Genomic DNA, 18,032 nt, shown 5'->3' with positions numbered 1-18,032 from the left:
CGAATTAAGGACCGATTCTATGCGATTTAACTTTAATCGATTCATTTAATTTTATTATATGCTCAACCCACCCATTCACATGAAAAATGTACCAAAAATAAATTCAAGCTTATTATCATTAACCTAATGATTTTTTAAATATTATTATATACCACCCAATCAAAATAAGCTTTTTAAATGACCTATATTGATTAAAACAATGACACATTATGGTGCATTTTTTGATTAAAATTTAACACTTTTAATTGAATGATAATTAAAATAAATATCATTTAATTATCCAGCAACAAGCTTGGTTAAAATACAGACTGCTATCTACTTATTTAAAAGGAGTGGAAAATTATAACAACATTCTTTCTAATTTATATCAAAAAATAAAAGCGTAAATTCATATTTTGAGAATAAAACTTATTTTTCCTGTTCAATTATCTTATTTTTATGCGCCCGATATTCATTTGGTGAAATACCCACCCAATTTCGGTAAGCTTTCCTGAAATTCGAGGTATCTGAAAATCCCAACCGTGCTGCAATTTCATCCACACTCAAACTGGTGGCCAAATACTCATCAGCAAGTCGTCTTCTGGTGCTATCCAGAATCTCCTGATAACTGATCTCGATATCTGCCAGACGACGGTATAAGGTCCTTTTGGATAAATGCAGTTGATCCGCGATTGCTTGCGCGGTCGGAAAGCCCCCGACCGAATCCAATAATAGCAGGCGAATGGTGTGCACCAGTTCTGGTTCTTGTTCATCCTCCCCTGTGCCAAGCATTCGCTCACAAAAAGATTGGCACATATCCGCCGTAATCGGATTGGCATTGGGACAAGGCTGCTCTAGCCAGTCAAGTGCAAAATGCCATTGCATCACCTCTGCATCAAACTCGACCGGACAGCGGAATGCTTTTTGATATTCTTCGGCATAAGCAGGAGCAGGATAAGGCAGTAACAATTTTTGCGCTTGAAACGGCGCCTCCAATACACATTCAATCAAGGTTTGAATGGAACTAAACCAGAACTCGCACACCAAGGGCAACAGTTTACCCAATGCAATCATTTCATGACCTTCAAAAATGGCCATATTATTTTGGATGTAAAAGGTTTTTTTGAGTACGGGCCCTGCAAGCTTGATATGACGCATACCAAACTCAGCGGCCTGTTGCAAATTACGCGATGCATATAAGGCATAGCCATATACCCCAAAATCAGATAAGCGTTGCTTTTGTCCGGCACGAATTCCGATCAGGGGGTCCTTTGACAGGCGCTGGATATTCTGAAAAAGTTTTAACTTCTGATATTGAGAGACATTCGACGTGGCGCTGGTCAATGCTTCAGCGGCAATCCCCGTTCCTTCCAGTACAACGGGTATCGGATATCCTTGCTGCTGCATTTCATTGAGTAAACTGCTTAACCCAAGTAAGGGAATTCCCTGAGTACTATCGGGATGATCATAGCGTGCTTCGATCACCTTTTGCTCAGAACCTGATTTACGCATTTTTTCACCTCTTTCCTGGAGTGATGATGCATAATGGCACGAAATTACTTTTTGTTGTCTCAATTTAACATCGACTACAAAGCTCATCAATCATAAATTCTATTCAACGAATAAGCATGAAAGGAGCAACAAATGACACTTTCAACTTCACAAACTTTGACAGATTCGGCAACTGAACAGATGTATTCAGTTTTTAAGCAACAACGTCGTGCTTTTGATGCCAAGCCCTATCCTGATCTGGAAGAGCGTCGCAACAAGCTCATCCAGATCAAGAAACAGATCATCCGTTATCAAGATGTGATTGCAACTGCAATTAATAGTGACTTTAGTTCACGCTCAGTTGATGAATCAAAATTACTCGACTTACTCGGTTCAGTGCTCGAGGCAGACCATGCGATTCGTCATTTAAAACGCTGGATGCGCCCAAGCAAACGTCATACTGAATTGCTGTTTTTATCCAATCATCTGCGTGTGCAATATCAGCCCAAAGGTGTGGTTGGCGTGATTGTGCCGTGGAACTTCCCGGTTTATCTGGCTTTAGGCCCCCTAATTGCGGCAATTGCTGCAGGCAATCGGGTCATGATCAAACTGCCTGAAGTGACGCCAGCGACCAATGCTGTCGTCAAACGTATGCTGGCTGAAGTATTTAAGGAAGATGAAGTTGCAGTGTTTGGTGAAGAAATTTTAGATCCGGCCCAATTTACCTCTTTGCCTTTTAACCATATCGTATTTACAGGTTCACCTGTGATTGGGCGTGTGGTGATGCGTGCAGCGGCAGACAACCTGACCCCGGTAACCCTAGAACTAGGGGGTAAATCACCGGCTCTGGTCAGTCGTAATTACCCTTTAGCCGATGCGGCAAAACGGGTTCTACATGGTAAGGCGACCAATTGTGGTCAGATCTGCGTTGCCCCTGACTATGCATTAGTGCCAAAAGAAAAGGTGGAGGACTTCGTTGCTGAATGCCAATCCAGCTTCACCGGTATGTATGGCGCAAACATCAGTACTAACTCAAATTACACCTCTATTGTGAATGACCGCCACCTCAAACGCCTGTTAGAGATACTGGATGATGCACAAGCCAAAGGCGCACAGGTGATTGCCTGTGGCGAATATGATCGAGATAAAGATGCACGTCGTATGCCTGTACATATCGTATTGAATTGCACGGCAGACATGCGGATTTTAAAAGAAGAATTATTTGGGCCTGTGTTACCTGTTATCGCCTACGATACTTTAGATGAGGCCATTCACTATATTCGGGCTGGCGAGAGGCCTCTTGCCCTATATTGTTTTAGCCATGATGCCAGTGAGCGAGATTACATCCTAAAACAGACACATTCAGGCGGGGTCACCATCAATGACTGGGGCTGGCATGTGGTCAATCACGATGCACCTTTTGGCGGCATTGGTAACTCAGGTATGGGAACTTATCACGGTGAAGAAGGCTTCCGCGAACTTTCTCATGCCAAAACAGTATTTGCCCGTCACCGTTTCTTCCCGACGCAACTATTCTATCCGCCGTATGGCACTTGGGTACAAAAACTGGCATTACGTTTCTTCTTGAAAGAAGGTGATCCGAGTCTTAAATAACCCCGATACGCATGATATATTCATAAGCATCCTGTCAAGGGATGCTTTTTTATTTTAGTTCCTTCCCTATCTGCTTCTCTCGTCTTTATAGACGGGTAAACTTGAACAGATAGAGCTTCTAGGAAAAGCAGATATTAAGGATAAAATTCTTTAAATAAGGCAAATTGCTTCAAAAAACTGCTACAACTTAAAAGATGAAGAAATAAATCTTATTTTTTACAAAAAATCTTTGACCAAATAAAAAACTTTTTTTTCAAAAATGCAAAAACAAATGATTCTTATCATGAAATAATAATCTATATTTTTCATTATTTTACCAATAAAAACACATATGTATATAAATTTTTTAAGATTTATTTTTGTCCAATTTAACTTATCTGCTGATACTGCTTAGTTCATTTAGAACATTTACTCTTATTTTAATTATGGTATTTTTGTTACATGAAGTTATAGCCAATCACGATAGATAACTTTTTTGTTGTCAGATCATAGCTTCTTAACACTTAAGAATCTTGAAGTTCAAGGAAAGATTACAATGAAATTAAAACATCTTAGCACTGCCATGATCTTAGCAACGCTACCTGCAACTGGAGTATTTGCAGCGGCGTTAGACCGTTCAGGTCAATCTATGTCTGCTTTTTTACAGCCGGGTAACTATTTTGAAGCGGGGATTTCGGTTCTAGATCCAACAGTAAAAGGTCAAGAAGCAGGCACATCAGCAACGACACGTAAAATTGGCGATATGGGCGACGATTATATGTTCCCTAGCGCAGCCTTAAAACTACAACTGACTGACAACGTTTCATTTGGTCTACTTTACGATCAACCATTTGGTGCTGATGCAAGATATACAGGTGAAAATGTTTTTGTATCAAATCCAGGTTCTGATACGGTCTTACCTGTTGAAAGAACAAATGCTTTAGTACAAAAGAAAGTAACTGATTATTTAACTTCTACTACAGGACAGGCACAAATTAATCAGCTTGTACAAGGCGGCATGACCCCTGCCCAAGCTCAAGCAGCAGTCACTCAAGGTTTCTTGAACAGCCCTCAAGTTAAAGCACTACAAAAAGGCTTACAAGATGCAAATAACTCATTAGGCGTTGGTAACACAGGTGTTGAAGTAGATACGCAAAATATTTCACTTGTTTTTGGTTATCAACCAATTAAAAACATCAACCTTTATGCAGGTGGTGTTTACCAAACTGTAAAAGGTAAAGTAAATCTTCGCGGTACTGCTTACAGTATCTACAATGGTTATGATGCTGATATTAAAGAAACAGGCGGTGCTGGTTGGTTAGTAGGTGCAGCATATCAAATTCCTGAAATCGCGCTTAAAGCATCGGTAACTTATCGCTCTGAAATCGATCACAAAGTAAATATTAATGAAAAGTTTGCTGTGACCTCAGCTTTAACAAGTAATCCGGCAGTTTTAGCTGGCTTATTAGGTATTTCTCCAGCAGAAGCGTTAGCTCAAGCTCAAGCCCTTGAAGAAGGTAGTGCTGGTAAAAAGACTAAAATTACTACACCTCAATCTGTTAACCTAGATTTCCAGACTGGCATCATGGCAAACACCGTTGCATTTGCTAACGTTCGTTGGGTGAACTGGAAAGACTTTGCAATACAGCCTTATAAGTTTGGTTTACTATCTAAACAAATTGGTGGTTTAGTTGGTCGTCCAAATGGTTTCAATCTTGTTGAATACTCTGATGACCAATGGTCTGTAAACGCTGGTGTTGGTCGTAAACTGAATGATCAATGGGCGGGTAACGTTTCTGTAGGTTGGGATTCTGGTGCAGGTAACCCTGTGACCACGCTTGGTCCAACAGAAGGTTACTGGAACGTAGGTCTAGGCTTACAATATAGCCCAACTCCAGCAACATTTATTGCAGGTGGCGTGAAATACTTCTGGTTAGGCGATGCGAAAGCACAAACAGGTGCTCAAGCAGGCGGTAATGAGTATGTTGCTAAGTTTGAAGACAACAATGCAATCGCTTACGGTTTAAAAATCGGTTATAAATTCTAATCAGATCAGCTAAAGCAAAAGGTCATCTCAGGATGGCCTTTTTTATTCCCTTTTAATAAATAAAATCAGAATAATAGATATGTATCATTGCTCGCTCCCCATACAGAATTCGTCAATAGAAAACGTGAATGCTCAAGTATTTTTGGTGACCTTGCCAGTTCATTTATTGACATTTGTAAAATATTTAAGCCCATAAAAATTATGATACTTTTCGCGCCATTCTGTTACAAAGTGATTTGAGAGAACATATTAATGAAGCTGAATGCTATTCAAACGGCTCTTCTACTTAGCTTGGTTCCAACAACGACAACATTTGCCGCAGCACTGGATCGCTCGGGCCAATCAATTGCAGCATTCCTACAACCAAACAATTATTTTGAAGCGGGTATTACCATTCTTGATCCCAATGTATCAGGTAAAGATATCTCGCAAAACAATACAGGCAATATGGCGAACCATTACTACTCGCCAAATGCAGCTTTAAAAATTCAAGCAACCGACAACTTCTCGATTGGCTTGATCTATGACCAGCCTTATGGCGCCGATGCAGAATATACGGGTCATAGTAACTTTATTGAAAGCCGCCCTGTTCCATTTAAAGGTGGCACATCAGTTACCGTAGATACTGAAAATTTAAACCTGTTATTCGGTTATCAGCCGAATCAAAACTGGAACCTGTATGCAGGCGCGGTTTATCAAACCTTAGACAGTACCGTATTATTACGTGGTCAAAGCTATAGTGCATACAGCGGCTATGATTTTAAAACAGGTCGTGATGAAGCAGTAGGTTGGTTAGCCGGGATTGCTTATCAAATTCCTGAGATTGCACTCAAGGCTTCTTTAACTTACCGTGCCAAGATCAAGCATGAAATGAATGCTTATGAAAAGCATGGTATTGCGGGAATGACACCATCAGCAGAGCTCAATGCTGGTTTAACTCAAATTAACAATACTGAAGGGCAAACGGAAATCACTACACCACAATCAGTTAACCTAGACTTTCAAACCGGAATCATGGAGAACACGATTGCTTTCGCTAACTTCCGCTGGGTCAACTGGAAAGACTTTGCCATTCGTCCGTATAAGTTTGGCGAAGCCTCACTTTTATCAGACATTGTAAAGAATACAGGTAAAAAAGACGGTTTCGATCTGGTGGCCTATACCGAAGATCAATACTCGATTACAGCAGGTGTCGGTCATAAACTCAATGACCAATGGGCAGGCAACCTCTCTGTCGGTTGGGACTCTGGCGCGGGTAACCCCGTCACCACATTAGGTCCAACTGAAGGCTACTGGAATGTTGGCCTAGGTGTGCAATATAGTCCTACACCTTCTACCTTTATTGCGGGTGGAGTGAAATACTTCTGGCTCGGTGATGCCAAAGCGCAATCAGGTTCTCAATTTAATACACCAGGTTATGTGGCTGAATTTGAAAATAATGATGCGATCGCCTACGGCTTAAAAATTGGCTATAAGTTCTAATGCTTGATGCATAATAAAAGGCGCTTTAAGCGCCTTTTATTATTTTAAAATTCTAAAATAAGCAAACAGATGGATTTGTTATTCTGGAATATCACGTTGTGATACAGAACGAATCGCTTGTTTTAATGCTTCATAGCCATGTAGTGGTGGAAATTGTGGGAACTCAGCAATGACATTGGCTGGTGCATCGAACAAGAAGCCATGATCCGCCTCACCCAGCATGGTGGTATCGTTATATGAGTCACCTGCTGCAATGACACGGAAGTTCAAGCCGTGTAATGCTTTGACCGCTTGGCGCTTTTGATCAGGTTGACGTAATTTATATGCGGTGATCATGCCATTTTCATCAGTTTCAAGCTTATGACAGAAAATGGTTGGCCATCCCAACTGTTTCATCAATGGATGTGCAAATTCATAAAAAGTATCAGACAAGATAATTAACTGGAAATGCGTGCGTACCCATTCAACAAACTCTTTGGCACCTTCAAAGGGCCCCATATCTGCAATGACTGCCTGAATATCATTTAAGCCTAAACCATGTTGTTTTAAGATATTCAAACGTTGCGTCATTAGTACATCGTAATCTGGAATGTCACGTGTAGTTGCTTCGAGTTCTTTAATCCCTGTTTTTTTTGCAAAGTTGATCCAGATTTCTGGAACTAAAACCCCTTCAAGATCTAGGCATACGATTTCCATGAATGCTTCCAATGTTGGTTAAAAATTGCTGTATCATAGCACTAAGATTATTCATTTTTTGCGCTATTGTTGAATAAAATGATTTTATTCTGCATGATGAAATCAACGACAAGCACACTGCTTTGCTTCGAATGATTTACAATTGTGCCCAAGCCTATCGCCAGGAACATTCATGACTGTTATTCCTACTATTAACCTTGTAGATGCGCTCGCTGCCGAGTATGCAGATAAATCGCCACGAGAAATTTTAGAACTTGCGTTAAGCCAGGAAGGTGAAATTGCAATTTCATTTTCAGGTGCAGAAGATGTTGTGTTAATTGATATTGCATCACGCCTAGGTAAGCCCTTCCGTGTGTTTAGCTTGGATACCGGACGTTTACATCCCGAGACTTACCAATTCATAGAAACAGTTCGTAAGCACTATAATATCAATATCGAAATCTGCTTCCCGGAATCAGCAGCTGTTCAACACATGGTGAATGAAAAAGGCTTGTTCAGCTTTTTTGAAGATGGGCATCAGGAATGCTGTAGTATTCGAAAGGTACAGCCATTACGCAAAAAACTGGCAACACTGGATGGCTGGATTACGGGACAACGTAAAGATCAAAGCCCAACACGCAGTGAAGTGCCTGTCGTTCAAGCCGATGTAGGTTTTTCCGGTGAAGGCAAACAGTTGATCAAATACAATCCGCTTGCGAACTGGAGCAGTGCGGATGTGTGGAGTTATATCCGCATGATGGAAATCCCCTATAACCCATTGCATGAACGTGGTTTTATCTCGATTGGTTGTGAACCATGTACCCGCCCAGTCCTTCCAAATCAGCACGAACGTGAAGGCCGCTGGTGGTGGGAAGAGGCAACACATAAGGAATGTGGCCTACACGCAGGCAACCTTAAAAAGTAAACAATTACAGATTTGGTATATTAAAACCACTGATTCGTCAGTGGTTTTATTTTTCCTGACTCGCTTGTCTAAAGTCATATTTTAACCAGAACAAACAGTATATACTGCGCAGAACGGTTCCAATAATTCTAATAAGAGCTCTTCGAGAGTATCTTAGAAAAAATGCGATGAGAGGCTAGATCTGCTATGCGCCCACTACACCCCATTGATTTTATTTTTCTCTCGCTAGAGAAAAGGCAACAGCCTATGCATGTAGGCGGATTGTTTTTATTCGAGCTTCCAGAAAATGCATCACCCACGTTTGTACACGATCTAGTCAATGAAATTCGCCAGTCAAAAAGTATTCCTGTTCCGCCCTTTAATAATCAACTGAATGGCTTATTCTGGGGCGAGGATAGCGAGTTCGATCTGGATCACCATTTCCGTCACATTGCCCTACCGAATCCTGGGCGTATCCGTGAACTACTGGTGTATATCTCTCAGCAACATAGTTCCTTGATTGACCGTGCCAAGCCCCTCTGGACCTGTGACATTATTGAAGGTATTGAAGGCAACCGTTTTGCCATGTATTTCAAGATTCATCATGCCATGGTGGACGGCGTTGCAGGAATGCGCCTGATTGAAAAATCACTCTCACATGATCCAAATGAAAAGCATGTTGTACCGTTATGGTGTGTCGAAGGTAAACGGACCAAGCGTCTGAAAGCACCTAAACCGCCGACTGTGAGCAAAATTAAAGGGGTGATGGAAGGAATTAAGTCCCAGCTTGAAGTTGCACCTAAGGTAATGCAGGAACTTTCGCAAACCATCTTTAAAGAGATGGGCAAAAATCCGGACTATGTTTCAACATTTCAGGCGCCGCCTTCCATCCTGAATCAGCGCGTCAGTTCTTCGCGCCGTTTTGCTGCACAATCATTTGAACTGGAACGCTTCCGTCGTATTGCCAAGTCCTTAGGGGTGACACTGAATGATGTGATTCTGGCGGTGTGTTCAGGTGCTTTACGGGAATATCTGCTCAGTCATAACAGTTTGCCGAAAAAGCCACTGATTGCGATGGTGCCGGCCTCTTTACGTACCGATGATTCCGATGTCAGCAACCGTATTACCATGATTCTGGCAAATCTTGCGACCCATATCGAAGATCCGATTGAACGTCTGGACATTATTCGTCGCAGCGTACAGAACTCCAAACAACGCTTTAGTCGTATGACCGCCAATGAAATTTTGAACTATAGCGCGGTTGTTTATGGACCGGCGGGTTTAAATATTGCTTCAGGTATGCTACCTAAACGCCAAGCCTTTAATCTTGTGATTTCCAATGTTCCCGGCCCGCGTGAGCCACTGTACTGGAATGGTGCCAAACTAGATGCACTCTACCCGGCATCAATTGTGATGGATGGTCAGGCGCTCAATATCACCATGACAAGTTATCTGGATAAGCTAGAAGTTGGTTTGATCGCTTGTCGTAATGCATTACCGAAAATGCAGAATTTACTGACGCATCTGGAAGAGGAAATTCAACGTTTTGAACAGGCCATTTCAGACTTGCCCCAACCTCAGAAAGCAGTAAATTAAATCTCAGAATAAATTAAGGGGCTTTCGTTAGCCCCTTACTTTTTAATTGTGCGGCAACGCTGTAAGAGCTGATGGCAGGCTGAACGAATCATTGCTGTGGTAATCTGAACTTCTTTACCTTGACTGTCGACCATGTAGCAGGTGTTTACAGGGGTGCTATCTAAAACGTGTTTAAAACCGTGACTCACTAATCTTTCAGTTACATTCATCATTATATACCTCATATTATTTGCTAAGGTACCCAAAAGTACCTATGGCTCATTCTATGGTTCTAGTATTTAAAATTCATGATAGAAAGTAAAATTTCAGTTGTAACAAGGATTAAGCGAAATCTTGTTACAACTTTAGGTTAAAATGATATCGTATTGCTCTTGCGTATACAGATTTTCCACCTGAAATTTAATCACGCGATTAATAAAATGTTCTAAATCCGCGACAGCTGGGGCTTCTGCTGTTAATAGCCGATCAATCACCGCCGGATGGGCAACGACAGTAAAGCCACCCTTGGAATCAAATGCACGGGCATAACGTAGAATTTCTCGAAATATCTCGTAACATACTGTCTCCGCTGTTTTTACATATCCCCGCCCCTGACAGGTTGGGCATGACTCACAGAGTAAATGTTCCAAAGATTCACGTGTACGTTTACGCGTCATCTCTACGAGACCAAGCTCGGAAACCTGGGTAATTTTGGTCTTGGCGTGATCGCGTTCAAGCATGCGTTCAAACTGGCGCATCACTTCTTCACGATGCTCGGCTTCCTGCATGTCGATAAAATCGATGATGATAATGCCACCCAGATTGCGCAGACGTAACTGCCTTGCAATCACCTGCGTAGCTTCCATATTGGTTTTAAATACCGTGTCTTCCAGACTACGTCCGCCGACATAAGAGCCTGTGTTGACATCTATGGTGGTCATAGCCTCGGTCTGGTCAATCATCAGATAACCGCCCGACTTAAGCGCGACACGGGTTTGCAACGCTTTCTGAATATCCTCTTCGACGTTATACAAGTCAAAAAGCGGCTTCTCACCCGGATAATGAATCAGACGGTTTTGAATGGTCGGCACAAACTCATCCACAAACTCGCTGAGTTTGCCATGAATTTCCCGTGAATCGACATAAATCTTCGCCGTTTCATCACTGGCCAGATCACGTACGATACGTTGCGGTAAAGGTAATTCTTCAAAGATCAGTTCAGCTGTTGCTGCTTCTTTTTGCTTGCGCTGGATAAATTCCCATAACTTACTGAGATAACACATGTCCTGTGCAATCGCGGCTTCATCCACCCCTTCTGCGGCAGTACGCACAATCACACTACCCGGCAAATGATGTTCAGCCTGAATGCCTTCAATAATGCCCCGTAAACGGTCACGCTCTTCTTCAGATTCGATCCGCTGAGACACACCAATATGATTACCATATGGCATCAACACCAGATAACGCGAAGGAATAGAGAGATCTGTACTCAGGCGCGCACCTTTGGTTCCCAGCATGTCCTTCATGACCTGAACCGTCAGCATTTGCCCGGGATGTAATAACTCAAAAACATTTGGGGTGGGCTGCGAACGCGACCACACCATATCATTAATATGCAAAAAAGCGGTTCGAGATAAACCAATATCAACAAAGGCTGCTTGCATCCCCGGCAGGACACGCACAACTTTACCTTTGTAGATATTACCCACTAACCCACGTTTGACAGTACGCTCAACGAATAGTTCATTGACCGTACCATTTTCAATCAATGCCACACGACATTCCATCGGCGTGACGTTAATCAGCAACTCTTCTGCCATAACAAACTCAAAACTTTATAAAAATTCTTATATCCGAAAGTGTTATCCCCAGTATTCCAATACTTAGGCTTTAACCCTTTCTAATAACTGTGCTGTCTCGTATAGAGGCAAACCCACTACATTACTGTAGCTGCCCCGAATTTGAGGAATATATTGTGCAGCAATTCCCTGTATCGCATAGCCACCAGCTTTTCCTATCGGCTCAGCAGTGGCCCAGTATTTTTCCATTTCTGCGTGACTCAGTTGCTGAAACTCGACTTGAGTGCGCACAGCGGTGCTGAGCATCTGTGCAGAAGTCGCAACACATAGACCAGAGTAGACATCATGCCATTGTCCGGAAAGTGCTGACCAGATTTCAAAAGCATGCTGCTTTGATTCCGGTTTCCCAATAATCTTGCCCGCAAAACTTAAACTGGTATCAGCCGCAATCACAATTGCGTCAGGAAACCGGTCTAAAACAACTTGCGCCTTGGCTCTGGCCAAACGTTCAACATAGTGTTCAACCGCTTCCCCATCTTGCACAGCCTCGTCGATATCCGGACTGTAGATTTCAAAGTCCAGACCCAGTTGCTTGAGCAGCTCCTGCCGACGAGGCGAGCTTGATGCAAGAATTATATGCGCCATTTATGCAAACAATAATAAACCAGTGGCCATGCTAACACACCTGTCACCACAGGTTGCCAGTGACGCGCAATCGAAAAATGTGTTCCGGCAATGGTCTGGCTAATCCAGAGAAAGGTAATATGCGCAACAATGGCAAGTACCGCAATCACCCATGAGTTTCCAAAGGTCAGAATGCGACGCTCACGAATCAAATAACGTGTTGCAAAGGTAATCAGTACAAAACTCAATGCATTTAAGCCAAAAGGTGCATCGAGCAGTAAATCAGCAAAAAGCCCCATACCAAAGGCAAACCAGACGCCACACCAGACGGGCTGATAGAGAATCCAGAACAGCATGATCATTAACATCATCGACGGCCGCCATCCAGATGCCTCATAAGACATCGGATAGACCATCAACACGGACCCAATGATAATTGACAGGATAATCATCAACAGTGGATCTTTACGTTTCTCATAGTTCAGTTTAGCGATCGGCATAAGGTTGCTCCTGCGCTAAAGATTCCGAGAATAATACGACCACATGATGACCACTTGCCAACTGGGCAGCAGGTGCCACATCGATTTCAGCAAACTCACCCGAGGTATGTCGGCTGACTTTTGATACCGTACCCACTAAATAACCCGCTGGAAAATGTTCACCAAGCCCGGAGCTAAAGACTTTGTCCCCAACCTGAATATTGGCACTGGTCGGCACATATTCCATTTTGAGTTGCCCCAAATCACCGGTTCCCGTTACAATGGCTCGCATTCCCGTACGCTCTAAACGTACCGACAATGAGTGTTCCTTGTCAGAGAGCAGCATAATGCGTGAACTATGTGGATAGACATTAATAATCTGCCCCATAATCCCCTTATCATCCAGTACAGTTTGACCTGTTCTTAAATGATCCACCGAACCACGGTTAATGATAATAATATGTCGTAACGGGTCTGCATCGGTTCCAATCACTTCAGCAATCTGCATACGTCCATCAATAATCAATGGGGTATCCAATAGCCCTCTCAAACGGTTATTTTCCGCAGAAAGTTCTGAAAGCTTTTGTAGACGGACTTGTGCCTGAAGGAGTTCAGCCTGCATGGCCGTATTTTCACGGCGCAATTGGGCTTCGGATTTGGTTTGTTGGTTAAGCCATTCTCGCGACAGTACAGGATAGCTTGCCAGCGCATAAATCGGATTATACGCGGCATACAAGACATCCCTTGCGGGTTGGATAACATAGGGCATGCGCCAATCAAAGAAAAGCACCACCAGACATGTAATGACCGCAATGACAAATGAGCGAAAAGATGGCGGTTGTCTTGAAAAAAGATTCGGTTGCACCGCCTCGTCCTTATGATTTAACCAACGAAAAGCATGTCATGGTTTGGATTGTCAAAGAACTCTAAGACTTTACCGCCACCACGAGTAACGCAAGTTAAAGGATCATCAGCAACAATCACAGGCAAGCCTGTTTCTTGTGCAAGTAATTTATCAAGGTTACGCAGTAATGCACCGCCACCAGTCAACACGATACCGCGTTCTGCAATATCCGAAGACAATTCAGGCGGGGTTTGTTCAAGTGCAGATTTCACCGCACTGACAATGCTTTGCAATGGATCAGCAATCGCCTGGGTAATTTCATCAGAAGTCACGGTAATCGCGCGAGGTACACCCTCTGCCAGATTACGTCCGCGAACTTCAATTTCGAGGGTCTTGCCATCAGCAACAGCCATGCCCACTTCTTTCTTGATCACTTCAGCTGTGGTTTCCCCGATCACACAACCGTGCGCTTTACGAACGTAGTTGATGATCTGCTCATCAAATACATCACCACCGATACGTAATGAATCTGCGTATACACAACCTTGTAATGAAATGATTGCGATTTCAGTGGTACCACCACCGACATCAACCACCATCGAACCACAGGCTTGCTCAACCGGCATACCTGCGCCAATTGCAGCCGCCATCGGCTCTTCGATTAGGCGGACATCACGTGCGCCTGCATTGAATACAGCCTCACGAATAGCACGACGCTCAACCAGAGTCGATTTACATGGCACACACACCACAACACGTGGTGCTGGTGGGAATAAACGCTTTTCATGCACTTTGCCAATAAACTGATTCAACATGGTCTCAGTTACTTCAAAGTCAGCAATGACACCGTCTTTCATCGGACGAATCGCTGAAATATTCGCTGGTGTACGGCCTAACATTTGTTTAGCATCGAGACCTACAGCGGCAACAATTTTTTGTGAACCACTGTGACGAATTGCCACAACAGTTGGTTCATTTAATATAATGCCACGGCCTGGTGCATAAATAAGTGTATTTGCAGTACCTAAATCAATGGCTAAATCCGGCGAAAACAAGCCAATTAGTCGTTTTAGAATCACGGGGGCGTTCTCAATTAAACTTTGTGTGAATACAAGGTGGCAACTTTAACTAAATGTGATGATTTGAACAAGTCAATCGCTTATTATAACGCACGATATTTTGAAATTTTTTAATACTGAATTAGGTAAAGTTATGTCTACATCATCAGATGCTCAGCAGACAACAGACTTAAACGCGCAAACGGTCTCACAAATCGCACACCTTGCACGTTTATCTCTCAATGACACGCAATCTGCTGAATATGCTCAAAGTTTAAATAAAATCCTTGGCATGATGGAAAGCTTGAAAGGCATTAATACCGATGATGTTGAGCCTTTAAAGAGCCCATTTGATAACCCGCAACCCTTACGCGCTGACGTTGTGACTGAAAGCAACCATCGTGATGAATATCAAGCGGTCGCCCCTGCTACTGAAGCAGGCTTATACCTCGTACCTCGCGTAATTGAATAAGTTTTATTCGATTAGTCAATATTTTATATTTAGAATGTAAAGAAATTTTTCATATGACAGATTTACATCGCTTATCAATCCGTGAACTATCTGAAGGCCTGAAACAAGCCCAATTTTCATCACGTGAATTGACTGAACATTATTTAAAGCGTATTGCCCAAATTGACCCTAAAGTAAAAAGCTATGTGACCGTCACCGCAGAGCAGGCACTGGCCGAAGCGGATGCGGCGGATGCGGCACTGAAGTCAGGCAATGCACATGCGCTAGCGGGTATTCCTCTTGCCCACAAGGATATTTTCTGTACCCAAGGCATTAAGACCACTGCGGGTTCAAAAATGCTGGATAACTTCATTTCACCTTATGATGCCACCGTGGTTGCAAAAGCCAAAGCCGCGGGCCTCGTGACTTTAGGTAAGGTGAACATGGACGAATTTGCCATGGGTTCAACCTCTGAAAATTCTTACATCGGTGCAACGTCTAACCCTTGGGCACTGGATCATGTACCGGGTGGTTCATCTGGTGGCTCAGCAGCGGCTGTGGCAGCTGATCTTGCACCGATTGCGACAGGCACCGATACAGGTGGCTCAATTCGTCAACCGGCTTCATTCTGTGGCTTAACCGGCTTGAAACCGACCTATGGTCGTGTATCTCGCTTCGGTATGATTGCCTATGCATCATCACTGGATCAGGGCGGTCCAATGGCACGTTCTGCGGAAGACTGTGCTTACTTGATGAATGTGATTGCAGGTCATGATGCCAAAGACTCGACTTCGATCAACAAAGAAGTCGATGACTATGTGGCGAACCTAAATAGCACGGCTGTAAAAGGTTTACGCATTGGTATTCCTAAACAGTACTTTAACGTTGCAGGTTTAGACGCAGATGTAAAAGCACGCGTTGAAGAGTCATTGAAAAAGCTTGAAGATATGGGTGCAATCTTGGTTGAGATTGATCTCAACATGACAGAAGCCTATGTACCGACTTACTACCTGATCGCGCCTGCGGAAGCATCTTCGAACCTGTCACGTTTTGACGGTGTCCGTTATGGCTACCGTTGTGAAAATCCTGTGGACTTGATGGACTTGTATAAACGTTCACGTTCAGAAGGTTTTGGTGCTGAAGTACAACGTCGTATCTTGATCGGGACTTATGCCCTTTCTGCGGGTTACTACGATGCCTACTATGTCAAAGCACAAAAAGTTCGCCGTTTGATCCAGCAAGACTTCTTGAAAGCATTTGAAAATGTTGATGTGATTGCTGCACCATCTGCACCAACCACAGCCTATAAGATCGGAGCCAACCTCAGCCCGACTGAAATGTATTTAGGCGATATCTATACGCTTGCTGTGAACTTGGCAGGTTTACCAGCCATCAACGCACCGGTTGGTTTTGATAAAGACAGCTTGCCTGTGGGCTTACAGTTGATTGGTAACTACTGGTCAGAATCACAATTACTGTCGATTGTGCATCAATATCAACAAAACACAGACTGGCATAGCAAACGTGCGGCAATTGCTGAGGAGAATGCATAATGGCTGAAGCTCAAAAGTTAAAGTTAATTGACGGTTGGGAAGTCGTTATCGGGATCGAGATCCACACGCAGTTGGCGACCAAGTCTAAAATCTTCTCGGGTTCATCGACTGAATTTGGTCAAGACCCAAATACACAAGCCAGCCTTGTTGATTTGGCCATGCCGGGCGTATTGCCAGTATTGAATGCGGAAGTGGTTGATCTTGCGATTCGCTTTGGTTTGGGGATTGATGCCTATATCGACCAAGCCTCTGTGTTTGCACGTAAGAACTACTTCTACCCAGATTCACCAAAAGGCTACCAGATCAGCCAGATGGACAATCCAATTGTGGGCTTGGGTCATATCGACATTCAGCTTGAAGATGGCACTGTGAAGCGTATTGGTGTGACTCGTGCCCATCTTGAAGAAGATGCAGGTAAATCGATTCATGACCAGTTCGAAGGTATGTCGGGTATCGACTTAAACCGTGCGGGTACGCCATTGCTTGAAATCGTATCTGAGCCAGATATGCGTTCGGTTGAAGAAGCAGTTGCCTATATCAAGTCAATTCACACGCTAGTGCGTTGGTTAGGTATTTCTGACGGTAACATGGCAGAAGGTTCATTCCGTGCCGACTGTAACGTGTCGTTGCGTCGTCCGGGTCAACCATTTGGTACCCGTTGCGAGTTGAAAAACCTCAACTCATTCCGTTTCATTGAGCAAGCGATCAATGTTGAAATTGAACGCCAAATGGAAATCTTGGAATACGGCGGCGAGATTGATCAGGAAACCCGTTTGTTCGATCCGAACAAGATGGAAACTCGTTCAATGCGTTCAAAAGAAGAAGCGAACGACTACCGCTACTTCCCTGATCCAGACTTATTGCCTGTGATCATTGCTGACGAGCAGATCGAAGCGGCACGTGCTGCCCTTCCAGAACTGCCTAAAGCACGCCGTGCGCGCTTTATCGCTGACTTCGGTGTGACTGAGTACGATGCGCATGTATTGACGCTGTCACGCGAAATGGCTGACTTCTACGAAGCCGTTGTGGCTGCTGCGGGCGGTGCGAAACAAGGTAAAGTCTCTGCAAACTGGGTGATGGGTGAATTCTCAGGTGCTTTAAACAAAGCTGGCCTGGAATTGGCGGACTCGCCTGTTTCTGCTGAGCAGTTGGGTGGCATGATTGCACGTATCGTGGATAACACCATTAACGGTAAAATTGCGAAGCAAGTATTTGGCTTTATGTGGGAAGCAAAAGGAAAATCTGCAGATGACATCATTGCTGAGAAAGGCTTAAAGCAAGAAACCGATACCGGCGCGATTGAAGCGATTATCAAAGACGTGCTTGCAGCCAATGAAAAAATGGTTGAAGAGTACAAGTCTGGTAAAGAAAAAGCCTTTAATGGTCTTGTTGGTCAAGTTATGAAAGCGGCAAAAGGTAAAGCCAACCCAGCTCAAGTGAATGAATTAATGAAGAAATTAATTGGTTAATACCATCTG

At 43.4% G+C, this 18,032-nt stretch carries 16 protein-coding genes; 8 read left to right on the top strand and 8 right to left on the bottom strand.

Annotation, left to right across the window (positions count from 1 at the left end; all coding sequences use genetic code 11):
* Positions 1-408: 408 nt before the first annotated feature.
* Positions 409-1,491, bottom strand: a complete 1,083-nt coding sequence (locus ACNQO6_RS05350; protein WP_440208304.1) for an AraC family transcriptional regulator ligand-binding domain-containing protein — start codon at positions 1,489-1,491, stop codon at positions 409-411.
* 132 nt (positions 1,492-1,623) lie between these two features.
* Here ACNQO6_RS05350 and ACNQO6_RS05345 point away from each other — a divergent pair, with 132 nt between their 5' ends.
* The 3 genes from ACNQO6_RS05345 (at position 1,624) to ACNQO6_RS05335 (ending at position 6,592) form a co-directional block, all read left to right on the top strand.
* On the top strand, positions 1,624-3,084 hold the full coding sequence (locus ACNQO6_RS05345; RefSeq protein ID WP_440208303.1) for a coniferyl aldehyde dehydrogenase: 1,461 nt from the start codon (positions 1,624-1,626) through the stop codon (positions 3,082-3,084).
* A gap of 535 nt (positions 3,085-3,619) precedes the next feature.
* Positions 3,620-5,110: a long-chain fatty acid transporter gene (locus tag ACNQO6_RS05340; RefSeq protein ID WP_440208302.1), complete on the top strand. Its 1,491-nt coding sequence runs from the start codon at positions 3,620-3,622 to the stop codon at positions 5,108-5,110.
* Positions 5,111-5,362: 252 nt separating this feature from the next.
* Positions 5,363-6,592, top strand: a complete 1,230-nt coding sequence (locus ACNQO6_RS05335; protein ID WP_440208301.1) for an OmpP1/FadL family transporter — start codon at positions 5,363-5,365, stop codon at positions 6,590-6,592.
* 78 nt (positions 6,593-6,670) lie between these two features.
* On the opposite strand, the gene thrH is transcribed toward ACNQO6_RS05335, so the two are convergent.
* Entirely contained in the window at positions 6,671-7,288 is a 618-nt protein-coding gene (gene thrH, locus ACNQO6_RS05330; RefSeq protein WP_004652299.1) for a bifunctional phosphoserine phosphatase/homoserine phosphotransferase ThrH, read from the bottom strand.
* 172 nt (positions 7,289-7,460) lie between these two features.
* Here thrH and ACNQO6_RS05325 point away from each other — a divergent pair, with 172 nt between their 5' ends.
* Entirely contained in the window at positions 7,461-8,192 is a 732-nt protein-coding gene (locus tag ACNQO6_RS05325) for a phosphoadenylyl-sulfate reductase (protein ID WP_440208300.1), read from the top strand.
* Positions 8,193-8,378: 186 nt separating this feature from the next.
* Positions 8,379-9,767 carry a WS/DGAT/MGAT family O-acyltransferase gene (locus ACNQO6_RS05320; RefSeq protein WP_343581512.1) on the top strand — a complete coding sequence of 463 codons (1,389 nt, stop codon included), beginning with the start codon at positions 8,379-8,381 and terminating at the stop codon, positions 9,765-9,767.
* 35 nt (positions 9,768-9,802) lie between these two features.
* Here the strand turns inward: ACNQO6_RS05320 and ACNQO6_RS05315 are convergent, their stop codons facing one another.
* From ACNQO6_RS05315 to ACNQO6_RS05290, 6 genes are all read right to left on the bottom strand, one after another.
* Positions 9,803-9,976 (bottom strand): PA1571 family protein, encoded by a 174-nt coding sequence (locus ACNQO6_RS05315; RefSeq protein WP_104021909.1) that lies wholly within the window; start codon positions 9,974-9,976, stop codon positions 9,803-9,805.
* 135 nt (positions 9,977-10,111) lie between these two features.
* The gene (rng, locus tag ACNQO6_RS05310; protein WP_004775302.1) at positions 10,112-11,566 is read right to left on the bottom strand and encodes a ribonuclease G; all 1,455 of its coding nucleotides are present in this window, start codon (positions 11,564-11,566) and stop codon (positions 10,112-10,114) included.
* A 63-nt stretch (positions 11,567-11,629) separates the two neighbouring features.
* Positions 11,630-12,190, bottom strand: a complete 561-nt coding sequence (locus ACNQO6_RS05305) for a Maf-like protein (RefSeq protein WP_343578720.1) — start codon at positions 12,188-12,190, stop codon at positions 11,630-11,632.
* Positions 12,178-12,669, bottom strand: coding sequence for a rod shape-determining protein MreD (mreD, locus tag ACNQO6_RS05300; protein ID WP_440208299.1), 492 nt, complete (start codon positions 12,667-12,669; stop codon positions 12,178-12,180). The genes ACNQO6_RS05305 and mreD overlap by 13 nt, the downstream gene beginning before the upstream one ends.
* Positions 12,656-13,513: a rod shape-determining protein MreC gene (mreC, locus tag ACNQO6_RS05295; RefSeq protein ID WP_004775307.1), complete on the bottom strand. Its 858-nt coding sequence runs from the start codon at positions 13,511-13,513 to the stop codon at positions 12,656-12,658. The genes mreD and mreC overlap by 14 nt, the downstream gene beginning before the upstream one ends.
* 17 nt (positions 13,514-13,530) lie before the next feature.
* Positions 13,531-14,571 carry a rod shape-determining protein gene (locus ACNQO6_RS05290; RefSeq protein ID WP_004775309.1) on the bottom strand — a complete coding sequence of 347 codons (1,041 nt, stop codon included), beginning with the start codon at positions 14,569-14,571 and terminating at the stop codon, positions 13,531-13,533.
* A gap of 133 nt (positions 14,572-14,704) precedes the next feature.
* Here ACNQO6_RS05290 and gatC point away from each other — a divergent pair, with 133 nt between their 5' ends.
* Genes gatC through gatB form a run of 3 tightly spaced genes read left to right on the top strand, consistent with a single transcriptional unit; the run spans position 14,705 to position 18,023 of the window.
* Entirely contained in the window at positions 14,705-15,022 is a 318-nt protein-coding gene (gene gatC / locus ACNQO6_RS05285; RefSeq protein ID WP_004652310.1) for an Asp-tRNA(Asn)/Glu-tRNA(Gln) amidotransferase subunit GatC, read from the top strand.
* Between the two features lie 53 nt (positions 15,023-15,075).
* Complete coding sequence (gene gatA, locus ACNQO6_RS05280) at positions 15,076-16,554, top strand: Asp-tRNA(Asn)/Glu-tRNA(Gln) amidotransferase subunit GatA (RefSeq protein WP_440208298.1); 1,479 nt, start codon at positions 15,076-15,078, stop codon at positions 16,552-16,554.
* A complete protein-coding gene (gene gatB / locus ACNQO6_RS05275) occupies positions 16,554-18,023 on the top strand; it encodes an Asp-tRNA(Asn)/Glu-tRNA(Gln) amidotransferase subunit GatB (RefSeq protein WP_440208297.1) in 1,470 nt (489 codons plus the stop codon). Before gatA ends, gatB begins: the two co-directional genes overlap by 1 nt.
* Positions 18,024-18,032 lie beyond the last annotated feature (9 nt).

Source organism: Acinetobacter calcoaceticus (assembly GCF_051947995.1).
In the GTDB taxonomy this organism is placed as follows: Bacteria; Pseudomonadota; Gammaproteobacteria; order Pseudomonadales; family Moraxellaceae; genus Acinetobacter.
The sequence above is the reverse complement of the archived record's forward strand: the minus strand, read 5'-3'. Positions and strand labels throughout refer to the sequence as shown.